This is a genomic window from Persicobacter sp. CCB-QB2 (assembly GCF_001274635.1).
In the GTDB taxonomy this organism is placed as follows: Bacteria; Bacteroidota; Bacteroidia; order Cytophagales; family Cyclobacteriaceae; genus Persicobacter; species Persicobacter diffluens.
Genome location: NZ_LBGV01000001.1, coordinates 3,574,519 through 3,599,000, shown reverse-complemented (window position 1 = coordinate 3,599,000; position 24,482 = coordinate 3,574,519). Strand labels below are relative to the sequence as shown.

At 42.3% G+C, this 24,482-nt stretch carries 20 protein-coding genes; 7 read left to right on the top strand and 13 right to left on the bottom strand.

All coding sequences use genetic code 11. The features are described 5' to 3' along the window. The first annotated feature begins 85 nt into the window (after window positions 1–85). The 3 genes from NG22_RS15880 (at window position 86) to NG22_RS15870 (ending at window position 4,106) form a co-directional block, all read left to right on the top strand. A complete protein-coding gene (locus NG22_RS15880; RefSeq protein WP_053406625.1) occupies window positions 86–1,252 on the top strand; it encodes an AIR synthase related protein in 1,167 nt (388 codons plus the stop codon). A 235-nt stretch (window positions 1,253–1,487) separates the two neighbouring features. Next, on the top strand, window positions 1,488–3,494 hold the full coding sequence (pulA, locus tag NG22_RS15875; protein WP_053406624.1) for a type I pullulanase: 2,007 nt from the start codon (window positions 1,488–1,490) through the stop codon (window positions 3,492–3,494). A 99-nt stretch (window positions 3,495–3,593) separates the two neighbouring features. Continuing rightward, on the top strand, window positions 3,594–4,106 hold the full coding sequence (locus tag NG22_RS15870; protein WP_053406623.1) for a hypothetical protein: 513 nt from the start codon (window positions 3,594–3,596) through the stop codon (window positions 4,104–4,106). 234 nt (window positions 4,107–4,340) lie between these two features. On the opposite strand, the gene NG22_RS15860 is transcribed toward NG22_RS15870, so the two are convergent. Further along, complete coding sequence (locus NG22_RS15860; RefSeq protein ID WP_053406621.1) at window positions 4,341–5,111, bottom strand: AAA family ATPase; 771 nt, start codon at window positions 5,109–5,111, stop codon at window positions 4,341–4,343. Between the two features lie 421 nt (window positions 5,112–5,532). Between NG22_RS15860 and aspS the strand changes: the two genes are divergently transcribed. Then, window positions 5,533–7,293 (top strand): aspartate--tRNA ligase, encoded by a 1,761-nt coding sequence (gene aspS, locus NG22_RS15855; RefSeq protein WP_053406620.1) that lies wholly within the window; start codon window positions 5,533–5,535, stop codon window positions 7,291–7,293. A gap of 582 nt (window positions 7,294–7,875) precedes the next feature. On the opposite strand, the gene NG22_RS15845 is transcribed toward aspS, so the two are convergent. Next, on the bottom strand, window positions 7,876–9,156 hold the full coding sequence (locus NG22_RS15845) for an MFS transporter (protein ID WP_216597634.1): 1,281 nt from the start codon (window positions 9,154–9,156) through the stop codon (window positions 7,876–7,878). 397 nt (window positions 9,157–9,553) lie between these two features. On the opposite strand from NG22_RS15845, the gene galK reads away from it, so the two are divergent. Continuing rightward, window positions 9,554–10,699 carry a galactokinase gene (gene galK, locus NG22_RS15835; RefSeq protein WP_053406617.1) on the top strand — a complete coding sequence of 382 codons (1,146 nt, stop codon included), beginning with the start codon at window positions 9,554–9,556 and terminating at the stop codon, window positions 10,697–10,699. A 46-nt stretch (window positions 10,700–10,745) separates the two neighbouring features. On the opposite strand, the gene NG22_RS15830 is transcribed toward galK, so the two are convergent. The 11 genes from NG22_RS15830 to NG22_RS15785 form a co-directional block, all read right to left on the bottom strand. Then, window positions 10,746–11,579, bottom strand: a complete 834-nt coding sequence (locus NG22_RS15830) for a hypothetical protein (protein WP_053406616.1) — start codon at window positions 11,577–11,579, stop codon at window positions 10,746–10,748. Window positions 11,580–11,996: 417 nt separating this feature from the next. Further along, entirely contained in the window at window positions 11,997–12,887 is an 891-nt protein-coding gene (gene atpG, locus NG22_RS15825) for an ATP synthase F1 subunit gamma (RefSeq protein WP_053406615.1), read from the bottom strand. Window positions 12,888–12,938: 51 nt separating this feature from the next. Further along, complete coding sequence (gene atpA / locus NG22_RS15820) at window positions 12,939–14,516, bottom strand: F0F1 ATP synthase subunit alpha (RefSeq protein ID WP_053406614.1); 1,578 nt, start codon at window positions 14,514–14,516, stop codon at window positions 12,939–12,941. Window positions 14,517–14,553: 37 nt separating this feature from the next. Then, window positions 14,554–15,099, bottom strand: a complete 546-nt coding sequence (gene atpH / locus NG22_RS15815; RefSeq protein ID WP_053406613.1) for an ATP synthase F1 subunit delta — start codon at window positions 15,097–15,099, stop codon at window positions 14,554–14,556. A gap of 2 nt (window positions 15,100–15,101) precedes the next feature. Further along, entirely contained in the window at window positions 15,102–15,596 is a 495-nt protein-coding gene (locus tag NG22_RS15810) for a F0F1 ATP synthase subunit B (RefSeq protein WP_053406612.1), read from the bottom strand. Window positions 15,597–15,669: 73 nt separating this feature from the next. Then, window positions 15,670–15,921: an ATP synthase F0 subunit C gene (gene atpE, locus NG22_RS15805; RefSeq protein ID WP_053406611.1), complete on the bottom strand. Its 252-nt coding sequence runs from the start codon at window positions 15,919–15,921 to the stop codon at window positions 15,670–15,672. A gap of 83 nt (window positions 15,922–16,004) precedes the next feature. After that, complete coding sequence (gene atpB / locus NG22_RS15800) at window positions 16,005–17,030, bottom strand: F0F1 ATP synthase subunit A (protein ID WP_072159129.1); 1,026 nt, start codon at window positions 17,028–17,030, stop codon at window positions 16,005–16,007. Continuing rightward, a complete protein-coding gene (locus tag NG22_RS15795) occupies window positions 17,030–17,419 on the bottom strand; it encodes a hypothetical protein (RefSeq protein ID WP_053406609.1) in 390 nt (129 codons plus the stop codon). Before NG22_RS15795 ends, atpB begins: the two co-directional genes overlap by 1 nt. Next, complete coding sequence (locus NG22_RS18355; protein ID WP_071932155.1) at window positions 17,416–17,685, bottom strand: AtpZ/AtpI family protein; 270 nt, start codon at window positions 17,683–17,685, stop codon at window positions 17,416–17,418. Before NG22_RS18355 ends, NG22_RS15795 begins: the two co-directional genes overlap by 4 nt. Continuing rightward, on the bottom strand, window positions 17,606–18,055 hold the full coding sequence (locus NG22_RS15790; protein WP_053406608.1) for a polymer-forming cytoskeletal protein: 450 nt from the start codon (window positions 18,053–18,055) through the stop codon (window positions 17,606–17,608). Before NG22_RS15790 ends, NG22_RS18355 begins: the two co-directional genes overlap by 80 nt. A 131-nt stretch (window positions 18,056–18,186) precedes the next feature. Next, the gene (locus NG22_RS15785) at window positions 18,187–19,041 is read right to left on the bottom strand and encodes a M23 family metallopeptidase (protein WP_053406607.1); all 855 of its coding nucleotides are present in this window, start codon (window positions 19,039–19,041) and stop codon (window positions 18,187–18,189) included. A 296-nt stretch (window positions 19,042–19,337) separates the two neighbouring features. On the opposite strand from NG22_RS15785, the gene NG22_RS15780 reads away from it, so the two are divergent. Both NG22_RS15780 and NG22_RS15775 read left to right on the top strand, forming a co-directional pair. Further along, window positions 19,338–22,001, top strand: a complete 2,664-nt coding sequence (locus tag NG22_RS15780; protein ID WP_053406606.1) for a hypothetical protein — start codon at window positions 19,338–19,340, stop codon at window positions 21,999–22,001. Window positions 22,002–22,037: 36 nt separating this feature from the next. Continuing rightward, complete coding sequence (locus tag NG22_RS15775; protein WP_082305108.1) at window positions 22,038–24,434, top strand: penicillin-binding protein 1A; 2,397 nt, start codon at window positions 22,038–22,040, stop codon at window positions 24,432–24,434. Window positions 24,435–24,482: the final 48 nt, after the last annotated feature.

Genomic DNA, 24,482 nt, shown 5'->3' with positions numbered 1-24,482 from the left:
GCATTTCAGGAAGATTTATAGAAAGCATGCTTTAGTTTTCTAATCAATACTTTTACCTTTGCCACAAATTTTAACATTCCCACCGATGAACGAAAGATACATGCAAAGGGGTGTATCGGCTTCCAAGGAAGACGTACACAATGCGATTAAAAATGTGGACAAAGGGCTTTACCCTCAGGCGTTTTGTAAAATTGTAGAAGATTACCTGGGCGGAGACCCCGCTTACTGTAACATTATGCATGCTGATGGCGCAGGAACGAAGTCCTCACTAGCCTATATGTATTGGAAAGAAACCGGTGACCTTTCGGTATGGAAAGGAATTGCACAGGATGCGGTTATCATGAACATTGATGACCTGATCTGTGTCGGCGCTACAGATAATATTCTGCTTTCCTCCACCATCGGAAGAAACAAAAACCTGATCCCGGGTGAAGTGATCGCCGCTTTGATCAATGGTACCGAGGAAGTATTGCAAATGCTACGCGACAATGGCATCAACATTATCTCTACAGGTGGCGAAACTGCTGATGTGGGAGACTTGGTAAGAACGGTTATCGTTGATTCAACTGTCACTGCTCGTATGAAGCGTGCTGATGTAATTTCTAACCATAATATTAAGCCTGGCAATGTCATTGTGGGATTGGCATCCTATGGCCAGGCCAACTATGAAGATCAGTATAACGGTGGAATGGGCTCAAATGGTCTTACTTCCGCACGTCACGATGTCTTCAACAAGATCTATATGGAGAAATATCCGGAAGCTTTTGATGGAGCTGTTCCCGCTGACCTGATCTTCTCAGGATCTTGTAAATTAACGGATGCCGTTGAAGGCAGTCCATTAGATGCTGGCAAATTGGTATTGTCTGCTACGCGTACTTATGCACCAATAGCCCAGGAAATCTTTAAAAATCACCGTCAGCATATTGATGGAATGGTACACTGTTCAGGCGGAGCCCAAACAAAAGTGGGCCATTTCATTGGTGACAACATCCATGTAATCAAAGATAACTTCTTTGATATTCCTCCATTGTTCAAATTGATCCATCAGGAAAGTGGAACCGACTGGAAAGAGATGTACAAGGTTTTCAATATGGGTCACCGATTAGAAGTATACCTGGAGGAGCAATATGCACAGGAGATTATCGACATCTCCAAGTCTTTTGGCGTAGAAGCACAAATCATTGGCCGAGTTGAAGCTGCGGATAGCAAAAAGGTAACGCTGAAAACACAGAACGGTACGTTCGAATATTAATGCTGCAATCAATATTATGCTTTCCATTAGCGGAAGGCCTAATAAAAGGAAAAGCAATCTTTGTCGGATTTCAATTAATTGGCCGCCTCAGATTGCTTTTTTTATTCAAATCAAAAACTTTGTATCCAAAGCCGACTTATGACAATAAAATTACACCAATGAGCTCATCTGCCCATAAAGTGCTGGTAAACTTAAGCTCATTGCATTATTTTTAGGTGTCATTAACGTTACTCAAATGAAAGGCAATCTTTATTTCTCCAACCTCTTGCTAATTATCATGACAGGACTGCTGATTAGTTGCGGCCCCGCTGTCCCCAAGTTCGACAGTTACCTGGATTACCCGGAATATCACGGGGATCTTTGGCCTGAATTCAGCCCAGAAAAGTCCACATTTAAAGTATGGTCACCCACTGCAACAGCGGTAGACCTTCATTTTTATGAGAAGGGAGAGGGGGGAAGTCCTGTAGAGACCATTTCCATGTTGAAATCCAATGAAAAAGATGGCCTATGGAAGCTAGTGGTCAATGGGAATCAGGAAGGGAGATTTTATACCTATCAGGTCCACATTGGCAAAGAGATGCTGGAGGAGACCCCGGGCATTTATGCCCAAGCCGTTGGTGTAAATGGGAAACGTGCTCAGGTAATTGATTTAACCAAGACCGATCCGGAAGGTTGGGAGGCAGATAAACGGCCATTACTTGCCCGCCCAAACGATATTATCTTATATGAGCTTCATGTGAGGGATGTTACCATCTCTGAAACCAGTGGCAGTCAATATCCGGGCAAATTTTTAGGCTTAGTAGAAAAAGGCACCAAATCGCCGGAAGGACTCGCAACTGGTATTGACCATATTAAGGAAATGGGAGTGACGCATGTACACCTTTTACCTGCCTTTGATTACCGCTCCGTGGATGAGAGTAAACTGGACGAACCACAATTTAACTGGGGATATGATCCTCAAAATTATAATGTCCCCGAAGGTTCTTACGCTACCGATCCTTATGAGCCCGCAGTGAGAATCCGGGAGTTTAAAGAAATGGTCAAAGGATTTCATGAACAAGGCATTCGGGTGGTGTTAGATGTGGTGTACAACCATACCGGTTTTACCGAGGATGCTAACTTCAACCTGGAATCTCCGGGCTATTACTACCGTCATAATGAGGATGGAACCTTTTCTGACGCCTCTGCCTGTGGTAACGAAACCGCCTCTGAACATCCGATGATGCGGAAATACATCATTGAATCCTGTAAATACTGGGCCAAAGAATACCATCTGGATGGTTTCCGTTTTGATCTTATGGCCATTCATGATATTGAAACCATGAACCAGTTGTCAGCAGCATTAAAAGAGATTGATCCTTCTATTTACGTTTATGGCGAAGGCTGGAATGCGGCAGCCTCTCCGCTTCCGGCAGATGAACAGGCCTTAAAAATAAATACAACCCAATTAACTGATGTTGCCGCTTTTTCAGATGATATGCGAGATGCAGTAAAAGGATCTGTTTTTTATGATGAAGAAAGTGGTTATATCGGAGGTCAGTTTGACCTGAAAGAAAGCATAAAGTTCGGTATCGTCGGCGCTATCCAGCACGATCAGATCAATTACAATAAAATCAATTATAGTAAAGCTCCCTGGGCCAACAAACCTTCACAGTGCGTCAACTACGTATCCTGTCATGACAACCAGACGCTTTATGATAAGCTAAAGATTGCCAATCCCAAAGCCAGTGAAGCAACTATTCAAAAGTTGGATCGCCTGGCCGCCACCATGATCCTGACCTCTCAGGGCGTTCCTTTCCTCCATGCCGGATCAGAAATGCTGAGAACCAAAGGAGGGGAACATAACTCCTACAATAAGCCCGATGCCATCAACCAAATCGACTGGAACTGGAAGAGTCAGCATCAGGATATAGTCAGTTATTACAAAGGCTTGATCCAGTTGCGTAAAAATCATCCGGCCTTTAGAATGCTTACCGCTGAAATGATTCAGAATAATTTGGAGTTCATGGATACCCCCGAAGCCGTCGTCGCTTACAAAATAAGTAATTATGCGAATCTGGATGAATGGCAGGAAATCATCGTGATTTTTAATGCTGATGCTGGCCAGCAAACCATCAAATTGCCCCGTGGCTATTGGTCTTTAGTGGGAGATGGAAAGCAAATCAAAGAAAGGGGAATAAAAAGAGAAGTCAGGGAAGTAAAAGTTCCCGCTCACACCGCATATATCCTGCGCGCAGAATAAATTCAAAAAATTGATGGAATTTAAATGGTCGGTTCATAAATTGGATCGACCATTTTTTTAAAACAAGCCTGCTTGTTTTCAGTTAACAAACACCTACCTATGAAAGACCTAAAAAAAGGCCTCTTTGCCCTTTGTCTGGCTCTTTTAGCCTTTGGATGTTCAGCACCACAAGATGAAGAAGAACCGGAGTTGATATACCCTTCCTACCTGGCCTATGGCAAATGGAAAGTCATTGAGAGTCAATATTCCTATGGGACTCCACAGCCGGATGTAGAGTTTAGTAAAACTTTTTACAATATTTCCCCTGAAGGTGCCTTTAGTTTGCAGGGAATACCTGGCAAACATGATGATGGGGGATTCTTTTATAATGTTCTATCCATTAATATGGAACATCCTTATTTACCTTCTCCATATGTGTATCTGGAAATAACAGATTATCGAAGAGATACCCTGACCATCAAGCAATATCATTCCAACACCAAACTACATCTTAATGAGGGAGAAGCTTCAAGTTCCTCACAATCCCCGGGCTATGCCCTTTTATTCTTCACACGTAAGCTAGTGAAGGTGGAAGAGGACAATACTTCCTCAGCGGAGCCAGAAGTACAATAAATAAAACAAAACCGAAAGCGGAACATACAATTTAATCACGCCCCAGCGATGGGCTTGATCCCAAAACCACAATACACGCCAGGGGCGTACCAAACCCACGATTAGGGAAAGTAAGGAAAGGATAAAAAATCCGGCGAATACGTAAGCAAAAGCTTCTTGCATCTTTTTGGCTACAAAGATAAAAAAAGGAGAGGTAAACCTCTCCTAAAAAATCAATTACAAAGCCTCGTTGCGTTACTTTATATATTTTTTAAGCTTTAATGTCTGAAAGAGTAGTTCTACAATTTCATCTTCGGTGAAGGAAGAAGCATCAATGCTTAAGTCGTATCTCAGTGCTTTGCCTTTGGCATAAAAATCACGGAAGGCTTTCCGCTTCTTATCGTTCTTGTCTATATATTCCAAAGCCTCTTTCTTATCTATTCCCCAACGCCTGATCAGGTTCTGTGCCCGCCATTCCAAAGGTGCGTGAATGGTAGTCTGCAACACCCGATCCAGATCGGCGGTCAGGCATTCGCCGGCGCGTCCTACAATAATCATATTTCCTTGATGGGCGAAATCACGAACCACGTTCACAATGGTCTTCTTCACCTTGGTATCATTGAAATTATAATAATTGGTTCCTAAGCTGAAGAACAGATCCTCTACTACTTCGCGGTGTCCCTGATTATAGTTTCGCTCTACCTCATCCACCCGCATTTTTAACTTATCGGCCGCCTTCTCCATCACCTCCTTATTTATATAGCGCCACTGCGGCATAGCATTCGGATAAAGCGCATTCATTTTGGCGGAAAGCTTTTTTGCAATATGCTCCGCCCCACATCCCGCCTCACGGGAAATGGTGATCACTGGCGGATTGAGCTTAGCTTTGGCCCGATCTGGCATTTTATCCATCCGATCAGTCAGGTATTGATTGAATAAGTCTGTATTGGTCATGGCATAAAAAATTGGTGGCTTTCTATCATTATCAACGGCAATATTTCCATTATCGTTTTTATTGTCCGCCATTTTCGATGAACAATTTGAGGCTGCTTATTAAGCCGAATTAGGCATGCTTATTTCCTCCTTTAGCTATAAGGCCGAAAAAATGAAGAAAATCTTCCAATTTCATTTTTTTTCAATGAGGCAGATGAATGAGGAGTAAGCAAGCTTGCCCAAATTTGGACTATAAAAATCAAATAACACACCTGTAATAACCTAAAGGAAAGCCCCTTGAGGTGATTCGATGAATTGAACGGTGAATAATTCGGGTTTAAATATTTCCCACAAATACTTCCCAATATTTTATAAAAAGAAGCAAAGCGAGCTCTAAAAAAGATCCAAAAAACCTGTAAATTCCCGATTGGTAAAAAGCCGGCCTGAAATCGGCGATATTCAGCATTCCCGCTAATATTTTTTTACCTTTGCACGGAAATTTACTTATCAAAATATGTACAGATCACATACCTGCGGAGAACTCCGCATTGAGGATGTCAATAAAGAAGTTACCCTGTCCGGATGGGTTCAGCGTGTTCGCGATAAAGGCGGCATGGCTTGGGTTGACCTTCGTGACCGTTACGGCATCACCCAATTGATTTTTGAAGAGGGCGTTACTGCTCCTGAAGTTTTGGAAAAGACCCGCCAGTTAGGACGTGAGTTCGTGATCCAGGCGACCGGGACAGTAGTAGAACGTTACTCTAAGAATGATAAAATCCCAACAGGAGCAATTGAGATCAAAGTTTCGGCCATTGAAATTCTTAATGCGGCGAAACTTCCTCCATTCATGATTGAGGATGATACCGATGGTGGTGATGACCTGCGCATGAAATACCGTTACCTGGATCTTCGTCGTAATCCGGTACGTGAGAAGTTGGCATTGCGCCACCGCATTGCACAGGAAGTACGTCGTTACTTGGATGAGCAAAACTTTTTAGAGATCGAAACACCTGTTTTGATCAAATCTACTCCGGAAGGCGCACGTGACTTCATCGTGCCTTCTCGTATGAACCCGGGAGAGTTTTACGCTTTGCCTCAATCCCCACAAACTTTCAAGCAGTTGTTGATGGTATCGGGCTTTGACCGTTACTTCCAAATTGTAAAATGTTTCCGTGATGAAGATTTGCGTGCCGATCGCCAGCCGGAGTTCACCCAAATAGACTGCGAACTTGCTTTCATTGAGCAGCAGGACATTCTGGATATCTTCGAAGGGATGGTGCGCCACTTATTCCGTATGGTATTGAACCAGGAAATTGGTGATTTCCCGCATATGGAGTATGCAGATGCGATGCGTCTTTATGGTTCTGACAAACCGGATATCCGTTTCGGCATGGAGTTCGTGGAACTGAACGAGGTGGCTCAAAACAAAGGCTTCAAGGTATTTGATGATGCTGAATTAGTAGTCGGAATTAAAGCAGAGGGTTGCGCAAGCTATACGCGTAAGCAATTGGATGCCCTGACAAACTTTGTAAAGTCTCAGCAAGTAGGCGCAAAAGGATTGGTTTATGTGAAGTGTAATGAGGATGGTTCCTTTAAATCTTCCGTAGACAAGTTCTTTGATCAGGAAGCATTAGCTGCCTGGGCACAAACGATGGAAGCAAAAGCAGGCGACTTATTGCTGGTACTTTCGGGTGCTAAAGATGAGGTGCGCAAGCAGATGAACGAGCTTCGTTTACATATGGGTAATGAATTGGGCTTGCGCAAAGAAGGAGAATTCAAACCTTTGTGGGTCGTGAACTTCCCATTGCTAGAGTGGGATGAAGAAACCAAACGTTTCCATGCGATGCACCACCCATTCACTTCTCCAAAGCCGGAAGACATGGCGCTATTGGACACTGATCCGGGAGCGGTTCGTGCGAATGCTTATGATATGGTGATCAATGGTGTGGAGATCGGTGGTGGTTCTATTCGTATCCACGATCGTGAGCAGCAGCAATTGATGTTCAAACACCTTGGTTTTACGGATGAGGAAGCTAAGGAGCAGTTTGGATTCCTGATGGAAGCTTTTGAATACGGTGCACCTCCGCATGGTGGAATCGCCCTTGGCTTTGACCGCTTGTGCGCGATGTTCGGTGGTTCTGAGTCCATCCGTGACTATATCGCTTTCCCGAAAAACAACTCGGGCCGTGATGTGATGATTGACTCTCCTGCATTAGTGGATGGAACGCAATTGGATGAACTGCAAATCGCACTAAACCTGAAAAAAGAAGACTAATCGCCAGAGTATTTTGGCAGAAAAATAATTTAAATCCCTGTTGGTATTCACCGGCAGGGATTTTTTTATGGACTCCCTAATGTCCCCTGCCCTTAACCCGGGTTATTCATGCTAAAACCCTCGTTTAGCTGCAAAGCGGGAAAAATGAAAGAATAGTTCCCTATTTCAAGTTTATTCCAAAAAAGCAGATGAATGAAGAGAAAACAAGCTTGCCCCAATTTGGGCTATTAACAAATCAACAAACAACACATTATTGACCTGAAAATAATCCGCTTAAGACGAGCCACTAAATTTATGGTGAATCATTCGGCTTAGATTTTCGCCTACCAGGAAGACCAACAAAGCCATTCCCTACCTTCCAATATTGCCCCTCATTCCAGATCCTCATCTCCTCGCGTCCAACCGGACCAGGGATAGAGCGGGCCTGTTTGAACCACAGCGGCCCAAAAGGCCGATGGGGTGAGCCGCGAAAGCCCGGTGCTGGCGTATTAGCGGCAGCAGGGCCCATAAAAAAAAGCATCCCACAATTGCAGGATGCTCATAGTTTATTTGGGGTTGTGCTTTCGCACGAAATAAATTCAATTATGCATTTTCAGCCAGGCTGTGCTTATGACCAATCAAAGCATAGAAAAGGATGTAAGCCTCACAAGCGATAACCAAAATCCAAGTCCACTGCCAGCCGCCCATAACGTCAGCTGCGATACCCTGGAACCAAGGAATGATCGCTCCACCAGCTACACCAATCATCAAAGCGCCAGAAGCCGCTGTGGTATACTTACCTAATTTATCCAAAGCCAAAGCGAAGATTGCTCCCCACATAATAGAGTGGAACACCCCTGCACCCACTAGGAACCATGGTTGGTTCAACAACATACCTGCTGTTACTAATACCAAAGCACCGGTAGCGGCTACAGCCAATTGCGTTTGTGCAGCAACTCTTGAAAGTGTAGAGCCCAACAAACGCCCTGCTAACATACCACCCCAGTACAAGGCAGCCATCAAAGTATAAATATCCGTTGGTAATCCTAAGTCTTCTGCATAAAGGTTAATATTAGAACCGATACAGATCTCCACACCAACATAAACGAAGATACCCACAACACCCAAGAATAGGTGAGTAAAGGACCAAACGCTTTTCTCTAATTTAACATCTCCACCTGAAGTAGTTCCCTGAATTTCCGGTAGCTCCAGCTTACTCATTATGAAAGCAACCAATGCTACTGCTGCCATCAATCCGAAAAATGGAATACCCATTTGCTCCACTGCTGGATTCTCCACTCCTTTGAATACCAAGAATGCCACGAAATATGGCGCGATAGTAGTACCAATTGAGTTGGAAGATCCACCAATACTCATACGAGTCACTGAAGTAGTGCCCGGAACGTTACAACTTACCAAATAGGGGTTAATTACTACCTGCAATACTGCCAGAGAGCAACCCATAAAGAAAGAACCTGCCAAGAAAATAAAGAATGCATAAGGAACGGTTGCCTCTGCTGTTAATGCAACTGAACCCAAAGTGGCATCAGCAAAAACAGAAAGACGGAACACGCCCAAAGCAGCCACCAACATCACTAATCCACGGATCAGCGTATTTCTATAACCCAACTTATCAATCCATCTTGAAGAAACTCCTCCCATGGCCGGATAGCCCATAAAGAAAGCGAAGGTGATGAGGGTCACCAAGGTATTCTTTAGGTTACCTGCGTTTGCCAGGAAGGCGGTTTTTAATGGTGCCTGAAATTGTCCATTTGCCGTTGTTAAAAACCCAACGACAAAAAAGAGCGCCACCAAAATAATGAAGGGCTTGGTATAGTTCGTTTCCTGCCCTTGGTTTGTCTTTTTTTCCATTACTTCTGCCATGATTACTAAAAGCTTTAGGCCCTATGTGTGGGACCACAAGATACCGTTTAAAAAAGGTTTTCTAGATTCAAAAATATGCTAAATTTCTCAGCTAATATACGGCTGTATTTATAATATTTAAAAAATAAAGGGGGTGTTGTTTTCAAAAATAAAAACTTAATTCTCAAAAAATGAGCTCGATCATAAATTCGGAAAACAAAATTAAGCTAAAATTAAAAAATTATGATAAGAATTGGGTAAAATTCAAACGATTGCAGGAAAGATTCAATTTGAAATTAGGCGCAACTTTCTCAAGCGATAAAAGAAAAAAACTTAGTGGAGCTGCGTCAATGAATTTTTGGTCATTTTGTGCTACATTTACTCAAAGCATTACATTTTTTTTTAGCGTACAATACCAATGACTACCAAACACCTTGAAGAAAAGTTTGAAGCCCTTTACGGCGGAAAACCCACGATCGCGAGAGCACCAGGAAGAATTAATCTAATTGGAGAACATACAGACTATAATGAGGGCTTTGTAATGCCCGCAGCCATTGATAAGGAGATCGTATGCCTTCTTGAGCCGAACAAGAGTAAAACGGTCAAAGCTTATGCTATTGATTTGGAAGAAGAAGCCGAATTCGGCCTGGAGGAGATAAAAGCCACGGAAGGCTGGATCAACTACGTTAAAGGCGTAGTGGCAGAGCTAATGGCAAAAGGGGTAAAGGTGGAGGGCTTTAATTTGGTCATGGGCGGGGATGTTCCTTTAGGTGCCGGATTGAGTTCATCAGCGGCCTTAGAATGTGCTTTAGCGACGGGCTTAAATGAGATTTTTAAGGGAGGTTTGGATAAAAAATCCCTGGCATTGGTAGGGCAAGCAGCTGAGCACCATTATGCCGGTGTAAAATGCGGTATTATGGACCAATTTGCTTCTACTTTTGGAGAAAAGGATAAGGTGATCAAATTGGATTGTCGATCGCAGGAAATAGCACTTTTCCCTTTGAATACAGGTGGTTTTAAGTGGGTACTTTGTGATACAGGAGTATCGCACTCATTGGCCTCTTCCGAATACAATACGCGCAGGGAACAATGTGAGGCAGGAGTTGCCATCCTGAAAAAATATGACAAAAGCATCAATAGCCTGCGTGATGTTTCCCTTGATTTATTAAAAGCTCACCGATCGGAATTTGATCCCGTGATTTACAAACGTTGTGAGTTTGTGATCAATGAAAATAACCGAGTAGAAGCTGCGGCAAAGGCCCTTTCTAAAAATGAGCTTTTCGAATTGGGCAAACTGATATATGCCTCTCATGATGGACTTCAAAATGATTATGAAGTTAGTTGTAAAGAGCTGGATTTTTTGGTGGACATTACCAGAGAATATGAAAATGTCTTTGGAGCCCGAATGATGGGCGGTGGATTTGGCGGTTGTACCATCAACCTGGTCAAAGCTGCAGCGGTTGATCAGTTCATCGCAGCGATTTCTGAAGCTTATAAACAAGAAATGGGAATTGCTTTAAAGACTTATACCGTGGTGACGGGTGAAGGCGCCAGAGTAGAATAGTTTTACGGAAAAACATAAATAATAAGGCGTCTTAGGACGCTTTTTTTTATGCCCAAAAGACCGCTCCTAATAGAAATAGCAGGATTGACCCATCCATTAGAATATTATAGTAAAATGATGATCGGAGAGGGTTGGCCAAGCCCACCAGTACTAAACTCAGAAGAAAAGTAAGGCCTAGCCACCAGGAGGAGATCCCAAGCTCCAGCGCCATGTAACAAAAAAGTGACAAGCTTACCATCGCCAGAATCTTTGTTTTTGGTATTCCGATAGCACCGGCAATTGTCCAAAGCTGTTGGCGCTGGTCGGTATAATAATCCCGAATATCAAAGGGGAGTGTCATGCCGAAAACATAAAAAAAGAGACAGGCAAACTGTTGGAACAAACCCTCACTTTGAAGGGGAATCTCCAAAAATGTGGCGGGATAATAACTGCCTAACATCGCCCAGACATAGGCAATCAAAAATACCTTTAAAAACGGGACAGATCGCCAGGGTTTAAAATTGACCGGAAGCGTACTTGGAAAATTGTAGAGCAAAGAGATAACGCCCAAATGAAAAAGCATCCACCATTCCTTTCTTCCCAGGAAGAAGCTTAAAAGCAAAACCAGGATCAAAAGTGGATAAAAAATTCGGGATTCCAGTCCTTTTCCACTTATCCACATGCTTAAGCCCTTACCCACACCAAATTTGTGGATAACCCATTCAATCCGATAAATAAGAACACAAGCGGTAAAAACGAAAACAAATCTTGTCCAACCTACCTCTTTAACGCTAATATTCAATAAATTAAGCCCAAACATCAAGATCGCACAACCCACTAAACCCACAATTACTTGAGATTTAAGGATGATTTTTAAAAGTGTATTGGTATTTATCAACATGACTTACTCACAGGACTATCCACACCTTGTGGAAAACATAAAGGTTTCAGTAAAAATGGCATCCAAATAACGGATTACGTAGGAAAGAGAGTGGAAAACCACCCTATTGAATTGATTTTGAGGCAAAAAAAAACTGAACTCAAAACTTTCAAAATTATTTATCCACAATTAAAAAGTTATCCACATCCTTTTCTTAAAATAGGCTTTATTTCAATTTAAACTATTTTTTTATTGATATTGTCAAATTTTTAAAATGTGGATAAACGAATCAATTTCAAGGATTTACCTCCTTTTCTCACTAAATAACAGCCGATCTACACGGCTTAATTGGCCTTAAAAAAAAGATGTAAGATTTTTTCAAAAAAAAATCCATCCGTAAAAGGATGGATTTCTGGTATTTTGACAATACAGTATTCGCTAGCCATTCGACAAGGCTTCCGCACCTGCAGTGATCTCCAGGATCTCTGTGGTAATGGCTGCCTGACGCGTTCTGTTGTATTGTAAATTCAATTCTTTCAATAATTCTGCGGCATTTTCTGTTGCTTTATCCATGGCCGTCATACGTGCTCCATGCTCGGAAGCATTGGATTCCAGCACTGCACGGAAAAAGCGCACTTTCAAACCGTAAGGAATAAGTTCATCCAACAATTGACTTGGATCCTGATCGAATATATAATCAATTGCTGCCTCATGGCCTTCTTCTTTTTCAGAAGATACCGTTGGAAGGAAGGTTTCCTCACGAAGAATTTGAGTCGCTACGTTTTTGAACTCATTATATACGATGTCAATTTGATCGTATATACCTTCAATAAACGATTGCATCAAATATTCCGCGACCATTCGGGCACTGGCAAAGGAAAGGTCGGTCAGCAACTCGTAATATTTGTCCACGACATTAAAGCCATTTTTCAAATAATACTCATATGCTTTCTTTCCAATAGGTAGAATGGTCAACTTACCTGCTGCTTTTTGGGAAGCATATAAGTTTTCAATTCTTTGATTGGCCTGTTTGATTGCGTTTGTATTAAAACCACCGCACAATCCTCTGTCAGAAGTAATCACCACCACCAAAACTGATTCGATTTCTTCACGCACTTGGCCGAAATCTCTTTTCAATTTAACGTCAGCAGATACTTCATTTACGTGATCAAGAATCTCATCAAATTTTTGAGCGTAAGGACGCATCTGCACAATTCTATCCTGCGCACGGCGCAATTTAGAAGCAGCTACCAATTTCATTGCCTTGGTAATCTGCTGGGTAGAATTTACAGACTTTATCCGAGCCTTGATTTCTTTGAGGTTTGCCATAATTTATAAAAAATATTAAGGATGAGCCTGATCACTCAGGCTCCCCATCAATTATGCATATCTTTTCGCAAGGTCTGTCGCTACTGCTTTCAAACCGTTGGTCACTTCGTCGGTCAATTTACCGGCTTTAAGACCTTCCAAAATTTGCGCATGTTGTTCGCGTAAAACGCCCAAAAACTCTGCCTCAAATTCCTTGATCTTTTCTACTGGTACCTTATCCAGGAAGCCTTTAGTAGAAGCATAGATAATCGCTACCTGGTCTTCCACGCGCATTGGCTGATACTGCCCTTGCTTCAAAATTTCCTGGTTACGACGACCACGCTCAATCACCAATTTCGTTGCGGCATCCAAATCAGAACCGAATTTAGCAAAAGCCTCCAATTCACGGAACTGCGCCAAATCCAGTTTCAAAGTACCTGCAATCTTCTTCATGGACTTGATCTGTGCATTACCCCCTACACGAGATACCGAAATACCTACGTTCATTGCAGGACGCAAACCAGAGTTAAACAAGTTAGTCTCCAAGAAGATCTGACCATCGGTAATCGAAATTACGTTGGTTGGGATATAAGCAGAAACGTCACCGGCCTGAGTTTCAATAATCGGAAGGGCAGTCAAAGAACCACCACCTTTTACCTGACCTTTCAAGCCCTCTGGCAAATCGTTCATTTTCTCTGCTACCGAAGTGTTGGAGTTCAACTTTGCCGCACGTTCTAGTAGACGGGAGTGCAAGTAGAATACATCACCAGGATAAGCCTCACGCCCTGGAGGACGACGAAGCAACAAAGAAACCTCACGGTATGCTACTGCCTGCTTGGACAAATCATCATATACCACCAAAGCCGGACGACCAGTATCACGGAAGTACTCCCCGATAGCTGCTCCCGTAAATGGCGCATAAAACTGCATAGGAGCCGGATCAGAAGCGGAAGCCGAAACAACCACAGTATAATCCAATGCGCCATGCTTTTCCAAAGACTGTACAATGTTGGCTACGGTAGAAGCTTTCTGACCAATCGCTACATAAATACAGAACACAGGCTCTCCTGCATCATAAAATTCTCTCTGATTGATAATGGTATCAATCGCTACAGCAGTTTTTCCCGTCTGGCGGTCACCAATGATCAACTCACGCTGACCACGACCAACCGGCGTCATGGAATCCACTGCCTTCAAGCCTGTCTGAAGAGGCTCGGTTACAGGCTCACGGTAGATTACCCCTGGTGCTTTACGCTCCAATGGCATTGCTACGGTAGTACCTGCGATAGGTCCTTTACCATCAATAGGCAGACCCAACATATTTACTACACGACCTACCATGCCTTCCCCTACAGGGATAGAACCGATACGTCCTGTACGACGAACATTATCTCCTTCTTTTACTCCGGAAGAATCTCCGAACAATACTGCTCCGACATTATCTTCTTCCAGGTTCAATACCAATGCTTCGGTGCCGTTTTCAAATTCGATCAACTCACCAGCCTGTGCCTTGGTCAAACCATATATACGAGCAACACCATCACCGATTTGAAGGACGGTACCTACTTCTTCTAATTCTGCTTCAGATTTGAAGTTAGATAGTTGATCTCGAAGTATCGCCGAAACCTCATCTGGTCTTACTTCAGCCATTATTACTCTTGATTAATTCTGTAAAAAATTTATATGTTTAGACTTTAGCCAACAGGCTCTGTCTGAGTTTTGCCAATCGGGATTTTACGCTGTTATCAATCAATTGATCACCGATGCGTAAAATATATCCTCCTATCAGGGCGTCATCAACCGCGGTCTCCAGCTGTACTGATTTGGCCTTACTTTCCTTCAAAGCAAAAGCTTCAAATTGGGTAAGCTGTGAAGCTTCCAATGCTACAGTGGTGGTCAGCTGTGCTTTCACCACACCATTGGCCTCATTGTATTGCTCCTCAAATGCTGCTGAGATCGACTGAATATGTTCTTCTCTGTTTTTAGAGGTGACCACATTCAGAAAAGTCATGGCTAATTCTGAAATTTTCCCTTCGAATATAGACTTAATGATTCCCCATTTTTTGTCTATACCAATGATCGGGTTTTCCAGCATCACCACAAAGTCGCGGTTTTGGCTACACACCTGCTGAATTAATTTAAAGTCAGCGGCTGTTGCCTCCAATACGCCTTTTTCGGAAGCCAATTCAAAGATGGACTTCGCATATCTAGATGCGACTTGGATATCTGACATAATTAATTCGTTTTCAAGTCAGCCATGTAGCTGTCGACTAATTCCTTTTGCGCTTGTGGGGAAGATAATTCCTTGCGCAAAACCATTTCCGCAATTTCTACGGAGAATTCGGCCACCTGATTTTTCACTTCTGCCAGGGCGGCACGCTTTTCAGCCTCTATAGAAGCCTGAGCGTCGGCGATCATTTTGTCTGTGATCAGCTGTGCCTCGGCTTTTGCATCCTCTTTAACTTTGTTAGCCGCGCTCTGAGCTGCAGAAACAATCTTCTCTCTTTCTTTGCGAGCTTCCTCGATCAATTTGGCATTGTCCGCTTGCAGGTTTTTCATATCCTCACGCGCTTTATCTGCTGCATGAAGGGCATCTTCAATCGCCGCTTCACGAGATTTTACCGCATTAAGGATAGGCTTCCATGCATACTTCGTCAGGATGAACATCAAAGCGATGAACACCAACAATTGCCAAATTATCAGCCCAAATCCAGGGGTTATTAGTTCCATTTCGCTAAAAATTTATTTGCTGTAAAAAAGCCACCTGAGGCCTACCGCCCCAAGTGACTTTTAGAAAGTGAAATTATCCTCCTACGCCCAAAGCGATCAAAAGAGATACAATTACACCAAACAATGATACACCTTCTACCAAGGCTGCTGAGATAATCATAGTCGTTTGGATTTGACCTGCTGCCTCAGGCTGGCGAGCGATGGCTTCAATAGCTGAACCACCAATCTGACCAATACCGATACCTGCACCAACTGCAGCAATACCAGCACCTAGGGCTGCACCCAACAAACCGATAGCTTCGGCGAAAAATAAAGAGCTGAACATAACTAAGCGTTATTTAAAGTTAAACAAAAGGATTTCTGTAAATTAAGGTCTATAAAAATCTTCCTTAGGGAAGGACCAATTTCTTAATGATGAGCTTCTTCCATTGCCTGTCCGATAAAGATCGAACTCAACAGTGTAAAGACGTAAGCCTGAATAAATGCCACCAATAACTCTAGGAAATTCATGGCAGTGGCTACTACTGCAGACAAAGCTCCTACTGCTACACTCTTAAAGATAAAAGCAAAAGATAACAGTACCAAAATCATGATGTGTCCTGCAGTAATATTTGCAAAAAGACGTACCGTCAGGGAAAATGGTTTGGTAAAAATACCCACCACTTCAATCGGGATCATCATCGGCTTCAAGGCCATTGGCACAGGAGGATTGAAAATGTGACTCCAGTAAGGCTTTTTGGCATACACATGGGTAATAATCAAGGTGATTATCGCCAGGGTTACCGTTACCGCAATATTACCCGTTACGTTGGCCGCACCTGGTAATAAACCCAAGAGGTTATTGAACCAAATGAAGAAGAAAAGGGTAAGATGATAAGGCATAAACTTATCCGCGTCTTTTTTGCCAATATTCGGAACCACAATATCATCTCTGATAAAGAGGATCAGGGGCTCGAAAAATGCGGCGATGCCTTTTGGTGGTGAATTGCCGCGCTTCTTATAGCTGCGGGCACTGGAAAGAAACACAAAGAGCAACAATGCAAAAGAGATAAACATGGCGGCTACGTTTTTCGTGATCGAAAAATCATAAACATGTCCATACTGCTCGTGCGTAATGTGTCCATGATCATAAATGTATCCCTGATAAGGAACGACTTCATGATGATCATTGTAAAAATTGGAAGAGGAGAAAACCTCTAGGCCTCCTTCCTGTGAATAAACAATCACCGGAAGATAAAGTGTCCCATAGGGACCGTCGAAAAAATGCCATTCGTGAGTATCCAGGATATGATGGAAGATCAAATCCTTCGCGGAGAACTCTTCCTCGGACCCACCACCGCTTGCCAAAGCAGGCGATGCCGCTGTAAACATAGTGAAAAACACTAGCATACACGCAGTTACCCAGCGTAAGCTAAAAAACTTTGTAGCGTTCATTAATTAGGATTTTTTGAAATGCGACGAAATGTAGTTAATAAACTGTAAATTTCAAACCACAGATAGGACAAATAAAGAATACCGAAACTGAGCATAAAGCTTTTCGCATTTTCCCGGTCCACATAAACGAAGTAAGTAACGGCCGCCAGACAACCAAAAACACGCATCACCATAGAGGAAAAAAAACCTGCTATAAAGTCCTCTTCCGGCAAACGATAAATCACCCTAATATTCACATAATTAAGGGAAAACATTACGGCAACTATCCACAAGGAGCGGTGGTAAAAGTAGGGAACCTCCAGATACTTGATCAGTAAAAAAATGAGGGCGACTATCGACGAAAAAATGCTTAACCTTTTCAGAGAAGCCTGTTCAGTTTCTCTATTCATTTGTTCATTTTATTTACCCGAACCATAACATATGCCATAGAGCCTACCACACCAAAGAGAATTCCAATGATAATTCCCCATGGAGTGGCATTCTCCAGCCACTGGTCTATCTTATGACCCAAATAATAGCCAAAAAATATAAAGCCGAGCATTTGCATGCCCAGGCTTGAAAATTGAATAAACTTATTAAGCGGTCTTAACAGCTTCTTCTTTTTTGGATTTTGAGAATAATCCTCCGGATTTTGCTTGTCCACCAATACCTTCATTACTATTAGACATTTTACAAGAGCCATTAAATACTGCTCCGGACTCTACTACCATTTTATTGGTAATAATGTCTCCGTCAATAACTGCTGTTGGTTTTAAAACCAAAACGTCAGAGACCTCTACTTTTCCGGTCACATGTCCTTCTACCTCGGCAATTTGGGCCATTAAATTACCATCCACCTTAGAAGAAGCCCCCATGACTACCTTAGATTTACAATCAATATTTCCTTCCAGGGTACCCTCAATACGAATATTACCCGAAGTTTCTACATCTCCGCGAATAATAGTTCCTTTACCGATGTGATTACTTGAATTACTAGCTGCTTCCACTGATGCTACTTTTTCCTGATTCTTGTTATTACCAAACATAATGCTTCAAATTTGCGACTTCTTCTTTATTGAAAAAACCAGCTTAAAAAGTTAATAGTCTATCTCCCTTTAGGTTCTAAAAAACACACCAAAGATGAAGAGCTCTAAAAACTTAGTGATGTACTTTTCATTTAGAATGCAATAAAATCCGATGGATTCACTGCATGTCCATTAAACCAAATTTCAAAATGTAGATGAGGTCCTGTTGACAACTCACCACTATTCCCCATAATCGCGATAATCTCTCCTGAGCGAACCATTCTCCCCTCAGAGACCAACAATTCCGAGTTATGTTTATAGACTGAAATTAAATTATTCGGGTGTTGAATCACTAACACATTCCCCGTTTCCTGCGTCCAGGTAGACATTAAAACGGTTCCGTTAGCGATGGCTTTAATGGGTTCGTCTTTCCCGGCCACAATATCCACTCCCCAATGATCCGATAAAGGATCAAATGCCGAAGAAAGAATCCCGTCCGCTGGCTTAAAAAAAGAAATATCCGCCAAAGGACCTTCATTGTATTTCCCTCCGAGCTCATCAAGCGACATATTTTCAAACTCTGCCCTGAATATGGAATCCAGATCAGAACCATCGGAAATATCTTTTTCAACCGCTTTTGTGTTCTGGCGCTCCGTTTCCTCCTTCACTTCCTGTCCATCACGCCCTTGTAAGATATCCTCAATATTTTTAAGGAAAATATCCTTTTGCTCCACCGACAACATCAGTGAGTCCACCGATGCCCGCAGCTCTATCAGCTCTCGGGCCTGTTGCCGGTTTTCAAATTCCGGATCCAGCCATTGCTTTAAAATGGTTTTCACTAATACCAGGCTCAGGAAAAACACCACGGTAAAAAACACAAACAGCATTCGAATCAATTTCAAATAAGTGAAATTGAGGGACGTTTTTTCCTCCAAATTCACCTCTGATCTGATGATCAAAGAATACTTTGTTGTTAACCAATTACTGATCTCTTTCTTTTTTTCCACCGGACTGATATTGTTACTCTACAAAAATAGAAGGAAAAAACCATTTCCTGTTAAAATTCATCTTTAAAATTACATCAAAAATAATCCTTCTTTTAATTCAATGGAGAGAAAATGGAGGCATTCTACTAAAGTGGCAAAATCCAACCGCCAGTGGTTTATTAATAAAAAAACTAACTGGAATGATAAAATAAATTCAGTTCTCTCTCATTTTATCTGAATCAATAATCGAATAATTAAAAAAATATTCAGAATTTTAGGAACTTCATCAGCTACCATCTTTTGCAGATTTATACCGCATGCCCAACTCCAAAATAATATATTTTTTCTTCGTTCTGACACTTTTATCCTGTTCAGCCGAAAAGTCAAAAAAAGGCTCCACTCCTTACCACAATACGGCAGCTCGATTTAATGGCTATTTTTATGCCAAGGAGGAGATAAAAGAGATTGAAAAAAACATCTTGGATTCTAATCCTGATAATTTCAATGACTTTCTGTATGTTTTCCCTACGGTGGACAGTACCATTGCCAATGCTAATCAGGAGCAATTAGACGAAGTCATTAAAATGGCTTCTCTGGCCATTCAAAGGCACCCGGGAAGTTCATGGGAAGATGATAGCTATTACCTGGTAGGAAAAGCCCGCGCTTATGCAGAGGATTATCCCAACGCATTTGACACCTTCAAATTTGTTAATACCAGAAGTAAAAATGATGAGGTCCGCCATAAGGCATTGATTGCCCTGATGCGCGCCTATACGGATCATCAGGAATTCAACAATGCCGTTGCAGTAAATGACTTTTTAGGAAAGGAAGCTTTATCTAAAAATAACCAAAAGGCTTGGTTTCTTACACAGGCGCATCTTTATCAAAAAATGCAGGATAAAGATAAGGTGATTAAAAATTTGGAGCTAGCCATTCCCTTAATGAAAAGGAAAGAGGGGAAAGCCAGAATGTTTTTTTTACTCGGGCAAATTTATCAGGACTTAGAGTTTGATGCACTGGCTTACCAAAACTATCGCAACGTATTAAGCACCAATCCATCCTACGAGCTTTCTTTCTACGCCAAACTGAACCTAGCTCAGGTTACCGAATTAAATAAAGCCAATGACATTAAGCGGGTGCGTAAATATTTTAAAAAATTATTGAAGGATCAAAAAAACGTAGACTTCAAGGATAAAATCTATTACGAGCTTGGTGCATTTGAAGAGAAACAAGAAAACCTGGATGCAGCCATAACCGCCTACAAGACCTCTGTCCAGCAAAAATCAACCGATCCTCGACAAAAAGGATACACCTATTGGGCGCTGGGTAAGGTGTACTATGATAAAATAAAAGACTATCATTTGGCTAAGGCTTACTATGACAGTACACTTACTGCCATGCCACAAACCGACCCTAACTATGAACTGATTGCGAATCGACAGGAAATATTAGGTCGATTTGTACGGTTTCATGATATGGTCCATGTGTCGGATTCCTTAATTTCCCTTTCAGAAAAAGACACCCTTGGCATCGCCATGGTGCTCAATGGTATACTGGATAAGGAAGACAGCATTGCGGCAGCGCAGGCAAAACTGGAAAAGAAACAACAAAGAAAAGAAGCGGCACAGGCCGGAGGCGGTGGATTTTTCGGTGGTGCTGGAGATCCTTTTGGAGATGCCGGTTTTGGACCTCCATCCCTGGAAGGTGGCAAATGGTATTTTTATGATCAAAGCCAAATGTCGCGCGGAAAAAGTGTCTTCCTAAGCAATTGGGGACAGAGACCTTTGGTGGATAACTGGCGTTTGGCCTCCAAAATGCAAAAAGCAGCTGCTCCCCAAGATGGGGAGGAGGAAGATGAGGAGGAATTAGATGAAGACGCTCCGCTAACTTTAGGAGAAGCCACCGGAGAGGGCAATGCTCCTAGTGGTAAAGGAGGTGGCGCTGAGGCGGCAGAAGAAAATATGGAAAGTCGGGAGTCCCGCTATGCTGCGCTATGGGGGCAAATTCCTTTTGCCCAAAGTGACAAAGACCTCTTGTTGGAGCAGGTAGACGAAGGACTCTTTGGTTTAGGAAATATTTACCATTTTGAACTTTTTGAAGAGGATAATGCCATTACCTCCTTTGAAGATGAAATTGATCGTTTTAAAAGCTCTGAATATCGTCCGGAAGCACTGTATACCCTATATCTGATTTATCAGAAATTAGGGGATCCAAGAATGCAGGTAATGGCGGACGATTTGACGACCAACTTCCCTAAAACCCTCTACGCCAAATTAATCCTCAACCCTAATTATCGGGAAGAAAGTAATTTAGCTACAGAGCAATTGAAGATGGTTTATCATGAGGCTTACAATTGGTATTTGCAAGATAGCTTAAAGCAAGTGCACATTTTGGTGGATCCTGCCATTCGAAAACATCCGGACCTCCCTTTTACAGATTACCTTCGCTTGTTAAGAGTATTAGTAGATGGTAAAGAATACGGAGCGGAAAAATATGAAGTGGAATTGCAGAAATTTATTGATAACTATCCCAATAGTGAACTAAATGGACACGCCGTCAACCTTTTAGAGGCGGCCAGAAATTTCCAAAGCAAGGAAGAGAAGAAAAAAGCGGTGTCTTTCGTCCCATATTTTGAGGAAGAACATCTTTTTGTTCTGCTCTACCCCAATGAAAAAGAATTCATTGATGAGCTTCCTGCCAGACTCAAAACCTTTATTGATGAAGAGTTTAGGTACAATAACCTGAATACCGGAAACCTAGAATTCAATAAGGAATTTGCCATGGTAATCGTTTCCAAATTTGATAACAAGGAGGATGCACTACAGTTTTACACCACTTTTAACGGGGAAAAATCTCCTTTAAAAGAAGTTGCAGGCGCGAAAATTTATAATTTTGTCATTACGAACGATAATTTCCAGATTTTCTATAAAAACAAGGCGCTGGAGTTATACGAATCATTTTTTATTGAAAATTACCAATAGCATTCCTTTGGGGGAATCAATTTTAAACCTATATACATGGAAGAAATAGAGAAAGAAGAAAAAACCACTCAGTCAGCTAAAAAAGGGGGGAAGTGGGTAAAACGGCTTGTTTGGGCCAGCTGGATTCTTTTCCTGGGTGGTTTCCTATCCATTTATTTCATTGTTTATGCAGTCAGCACTGACCTGGGCGGACTGTTTGGCGGCCTTCCGGGTTATAAATCTTTAGAAAACCCCAAGAATGATCTGTCCTCGGAGATTTATACAGCGGATGGTACCCTAATGGGAAAGTATTATCGAACGAACCGTACCAATGTTAGCTATGAAGAATTAAGCCCGAACATCAAAAAAGCCCTTTTGGATACGGAAGATGACAGCTTCTTTGAACACTCTGGTATTTCCTTTAAAGATTTAATTCGTGTGGGGATCAAATCGGTGATTTTGCGTCAGGGTGCAGGAGGGGGAAGTACGCTATCCCAGCAGCTGGCCAAAAACCTGTATTCTACCCGTGGAGATGAATTTGAGGGTTCTCTGGTGCAATCCCTAGGTAATAATAAAATGCGAAGAGGCGTTGACCTGGTCATCGTAAAAATAAAAGAGTGGATTATTGCCGTTCAGTTGGAGAGAAGATTTACCAAAGAGGAAATCTTTGCCATGTACCTTAATACGGTTCCCTACGGAAGTAATGCATTTGGAATTCAGGTTGCCGCTAAAACTTTCTTTAATAAGGATCAAAAAGATTTAAATGTACAAGAGGCGGCCACGCTGGTAGGTGTTATTAATGCCCCGACTCGTTACAGCCCAAGGAGACACCCGGAACGCTCTAAGAACAAAAGAAATATGGTCTTAGGGCAAATGTATGTCTATGGAGACCTTAGTAAAGCGGAATTTGATTCTCTGAAACAACTCCCCATCGAACTACAATTCAAAGTAGATTCACATAACGAGGGGCTGGCGACTTATTTCCGATCGGCCATTCGCCCCTGGTTAATGCGTTGGGCAAAAGATAATGATATTGACCTGTGGGAAGATGGGATTAAGATCTACACCACGATTGATGGTCGAATGCAGGAATATGCTGAAGCGGCTTTAGAGGAACATATGCAAAAGCTTCAGGCCAAATTCGACAAACATTGGGAAGGTAGAAACCCCTGGATTGATGAAAAAGGAAAAGAAATCCCGAATTTCATAGAGAAGCAAACAGAACGTTTGCCTTACTACCGTTCCTTGGTCAAAAAATATGGCAAAGGCGCTGATTCGGTGAACTACTACATCAATCTTAAAAAACCAATGGAAGTATTCAGCTGGGAAGGTGAGATTGATACCCTCATGAGTACAGTTGACTCCCTGAAATACTATAAACAATTCCTACAAGCTGGTTTTATGGCCATGAACCCGCACAATGGTCAAATCAAGGCCTGGGTTGGAGGAATCAATTATGAGCATTTCAAGTACGACCACGTGATGCAGGGTAAGCGACAGCCCGGCTCTACTTTTAAGCCATTGGTTTATGGTACAGCCATTGAAAATGGTTATTCTCCCTGTTATGAAGTACGTGACATCCCATATACCTTCCAGCTTCCAAAAGGATCTACCAAACCCACCTGGACCCCACAAAATGCGGATGGCAAGTTCACCGGAGAGAATATGTCACTTCGCCAGGCAATGGCTAAATCAGTGAATTCAATCACCGCATTCGTCATGGACAAGGTAGGGCCTCGACAGGTAGTAGATTTTGCCAACCGATTGGGAGTTGCCATACCGGAATCACAGGCTGTGCCTTCCCTTGCTTTGGGGATTGCCGATGTTTCGGTATTTGAGATGACGGGTGCATATGGAACCTTTGTCAATAAAGGGGTGTATACTACTCCTAATTTTGTAACAAGAATTGAAGATAAATTCGGTAATACGATTCAGGAGTTCCCTGCACAAACCAAAGAAGCCATAAGTGAAGAAACCGCCTATTTAATGGTATATATGCTTAGAGGAGCCTCAGAAGAGGCAGGTGGTACCGCAGTTGGCCTAAGTTGGGAATTGAAAGAGAATAATGAAATTGGTGGTAAAACAGGAACCACGCAAAATGCTTCGGACGGTTGGTTCATGGGAGTGACCAAAGATTTGGTTTGTGGCACCTGGGTAGGGGGAGACTCTCGCTCCATCCACTTTAGAAACTGGTATGACGGACAAGGTGCCCGAACAGCGAGACCAATTTTTGATAAGTTTATGAGAGACGTCTATAATGATGAGTCTTTAGGCTATACCAAAGGCGCTTTTGAACGACCGTCCAAACCCATATCCATGGAACTGGATTGCGATGTGCTTAAAAGCAGGGTGTACAAAGTAAAAGAAGAAATAGTAGAAGACGGGGACACCACGGTTATTGAAAAAACTGTAAAACCGGAATTGGAAGACCTAGATTCTGACGATATTTTCTAATCTTGGAAAAAATGAATTTTTAAACGGATATTGGACTTCCAATATCCG

Bases quoted from the DNA above. Each gene is read 5' to 3' on its own strand.
- NG22_RS15870 (WP_053406623.1), top strand. From the start codon at position 3,594: ATGAAAGACCTAAAAAAAGGCCTCTTTGCCCTTTGTCTGGCTCTTTTA.
- NG22_RS18355 (WP_071932155.1), bottom strand. From the start codon at position 17,685: ATGAAGGTATTGGTGGACAAGCAAAATCCGGAGGATTATTCTCAAAAT.
- atpH (WP_053406613.1), bottom strand. From the start codon at position 15,099: ATGTCAGATATCCAAGTCGCATCTAGATATGCGAAGTCCATCTTTGAA.
- pulA (WP_053406624.1), top strand. From the start codon at position 1,488: ATGAAAGGCAATCTTTATTTCTCCAACCTCTTGCTAATTATCATGACA.
- NG22_RS15830 (WP_053406616.1), bottom strand. From the start codon at position 11,579: ATGTTGATAAATACCAATACACTTTTAAAAATCATCCTTAAATCTCAA.
- NG22_RS15810 (WP_053406612.1), bottom strand. From the start codon at position 15,596: ATGGAACTAATAACCCCTGGATTTGGGCTGATAATTTGGCAATTGTTG.
- NG22_RS15795 (WP_053406609.1), bottom strand. From the start codon at position 17,419: ATGAATAGAGAAACTGAACAGGCTTCTCTGAAAAGGTTAAGCATTTTT.
- atpG (WP_053406615.1), bottom strand. From the start codon at position 12,887: ATGGCAAACCTCAAAGAAATCAAGGCTCGGATAAAGTCTGTAAATTCT.
- atpA (WP_053406614.1), bottom strand. From the start codon at position 14,516: ATGGCTGAAGTAAGACCAGATGAGGTTTCGGCGATACTTCGAGATCAA.
- NG22_RS15790 (WP_053406608.1), bottom strand. From the start codon at position 18,055: ATGTTTGGTAATAACAAGAATCAGGAAAAAGTAGCATCAGTGGAAGCA.
- aspS (WP_053406620.1), top strand. From the start codon at position 5,533: ATGTACAGATCACATACCTGCGGAGAACTCCGCATTGAGGATGTCAAT.
- NG22_RS15775 (WP_082305108.1), top strand. From the start codon at position 22,038: ATGGAAGAAATAGAGAAAGAAGAAAAAACCACTCAGTCAGCTAAAAAA.
- atpE (WP_053406611.1), bottom strand. From the start codon at position 15,921: ATGTTCAGCTCTTTATTTTTCGCCGAAGCTATCGGTTTGTTGGGTGCA.
- atpB (WP_072159129.1), bottom strand. From the start codon at position 17,030: ATGAACGCTACAAAGTTTTTTAGCTTACGCTGGGTAACTGCGTGTATG.
- galK (WP_053406617.1), top strand. From the start codon at position 9,554: ATGACTACCAAACACCTTGAAGAAAAGTTTGAAGCCCTTTACGGCGGA.
- NG22_RS15780 (WP_053406606.1), top strand. From the start codon at position 19,338: ATGCCCAACTCCAAAATAATATATTTTTTCTTCGTTCTGACACTTTTA.
- NG22_RS15880 (WP_053406625.1), top strand. From the start codon at position 86: ATGAACGAAAGATACATGCAAAGGGGTGTATCGGCTTCCAAGGAAGAC.
- NG22_RS15860 (WP_053406621.1), bottom strand. From the start codon at position 5,111: ATGGCGGACAATAAAAACGATAATGGAAATATTGCCGTTGATAATGAT.
- NG22_RS15845 (WP_216597634.1), bottom strand. From the start codon at position 9,156: ATGGCAGAAGTAATGGAAAAAAAGACAAACCAAGGGCAGGAAACGAAC.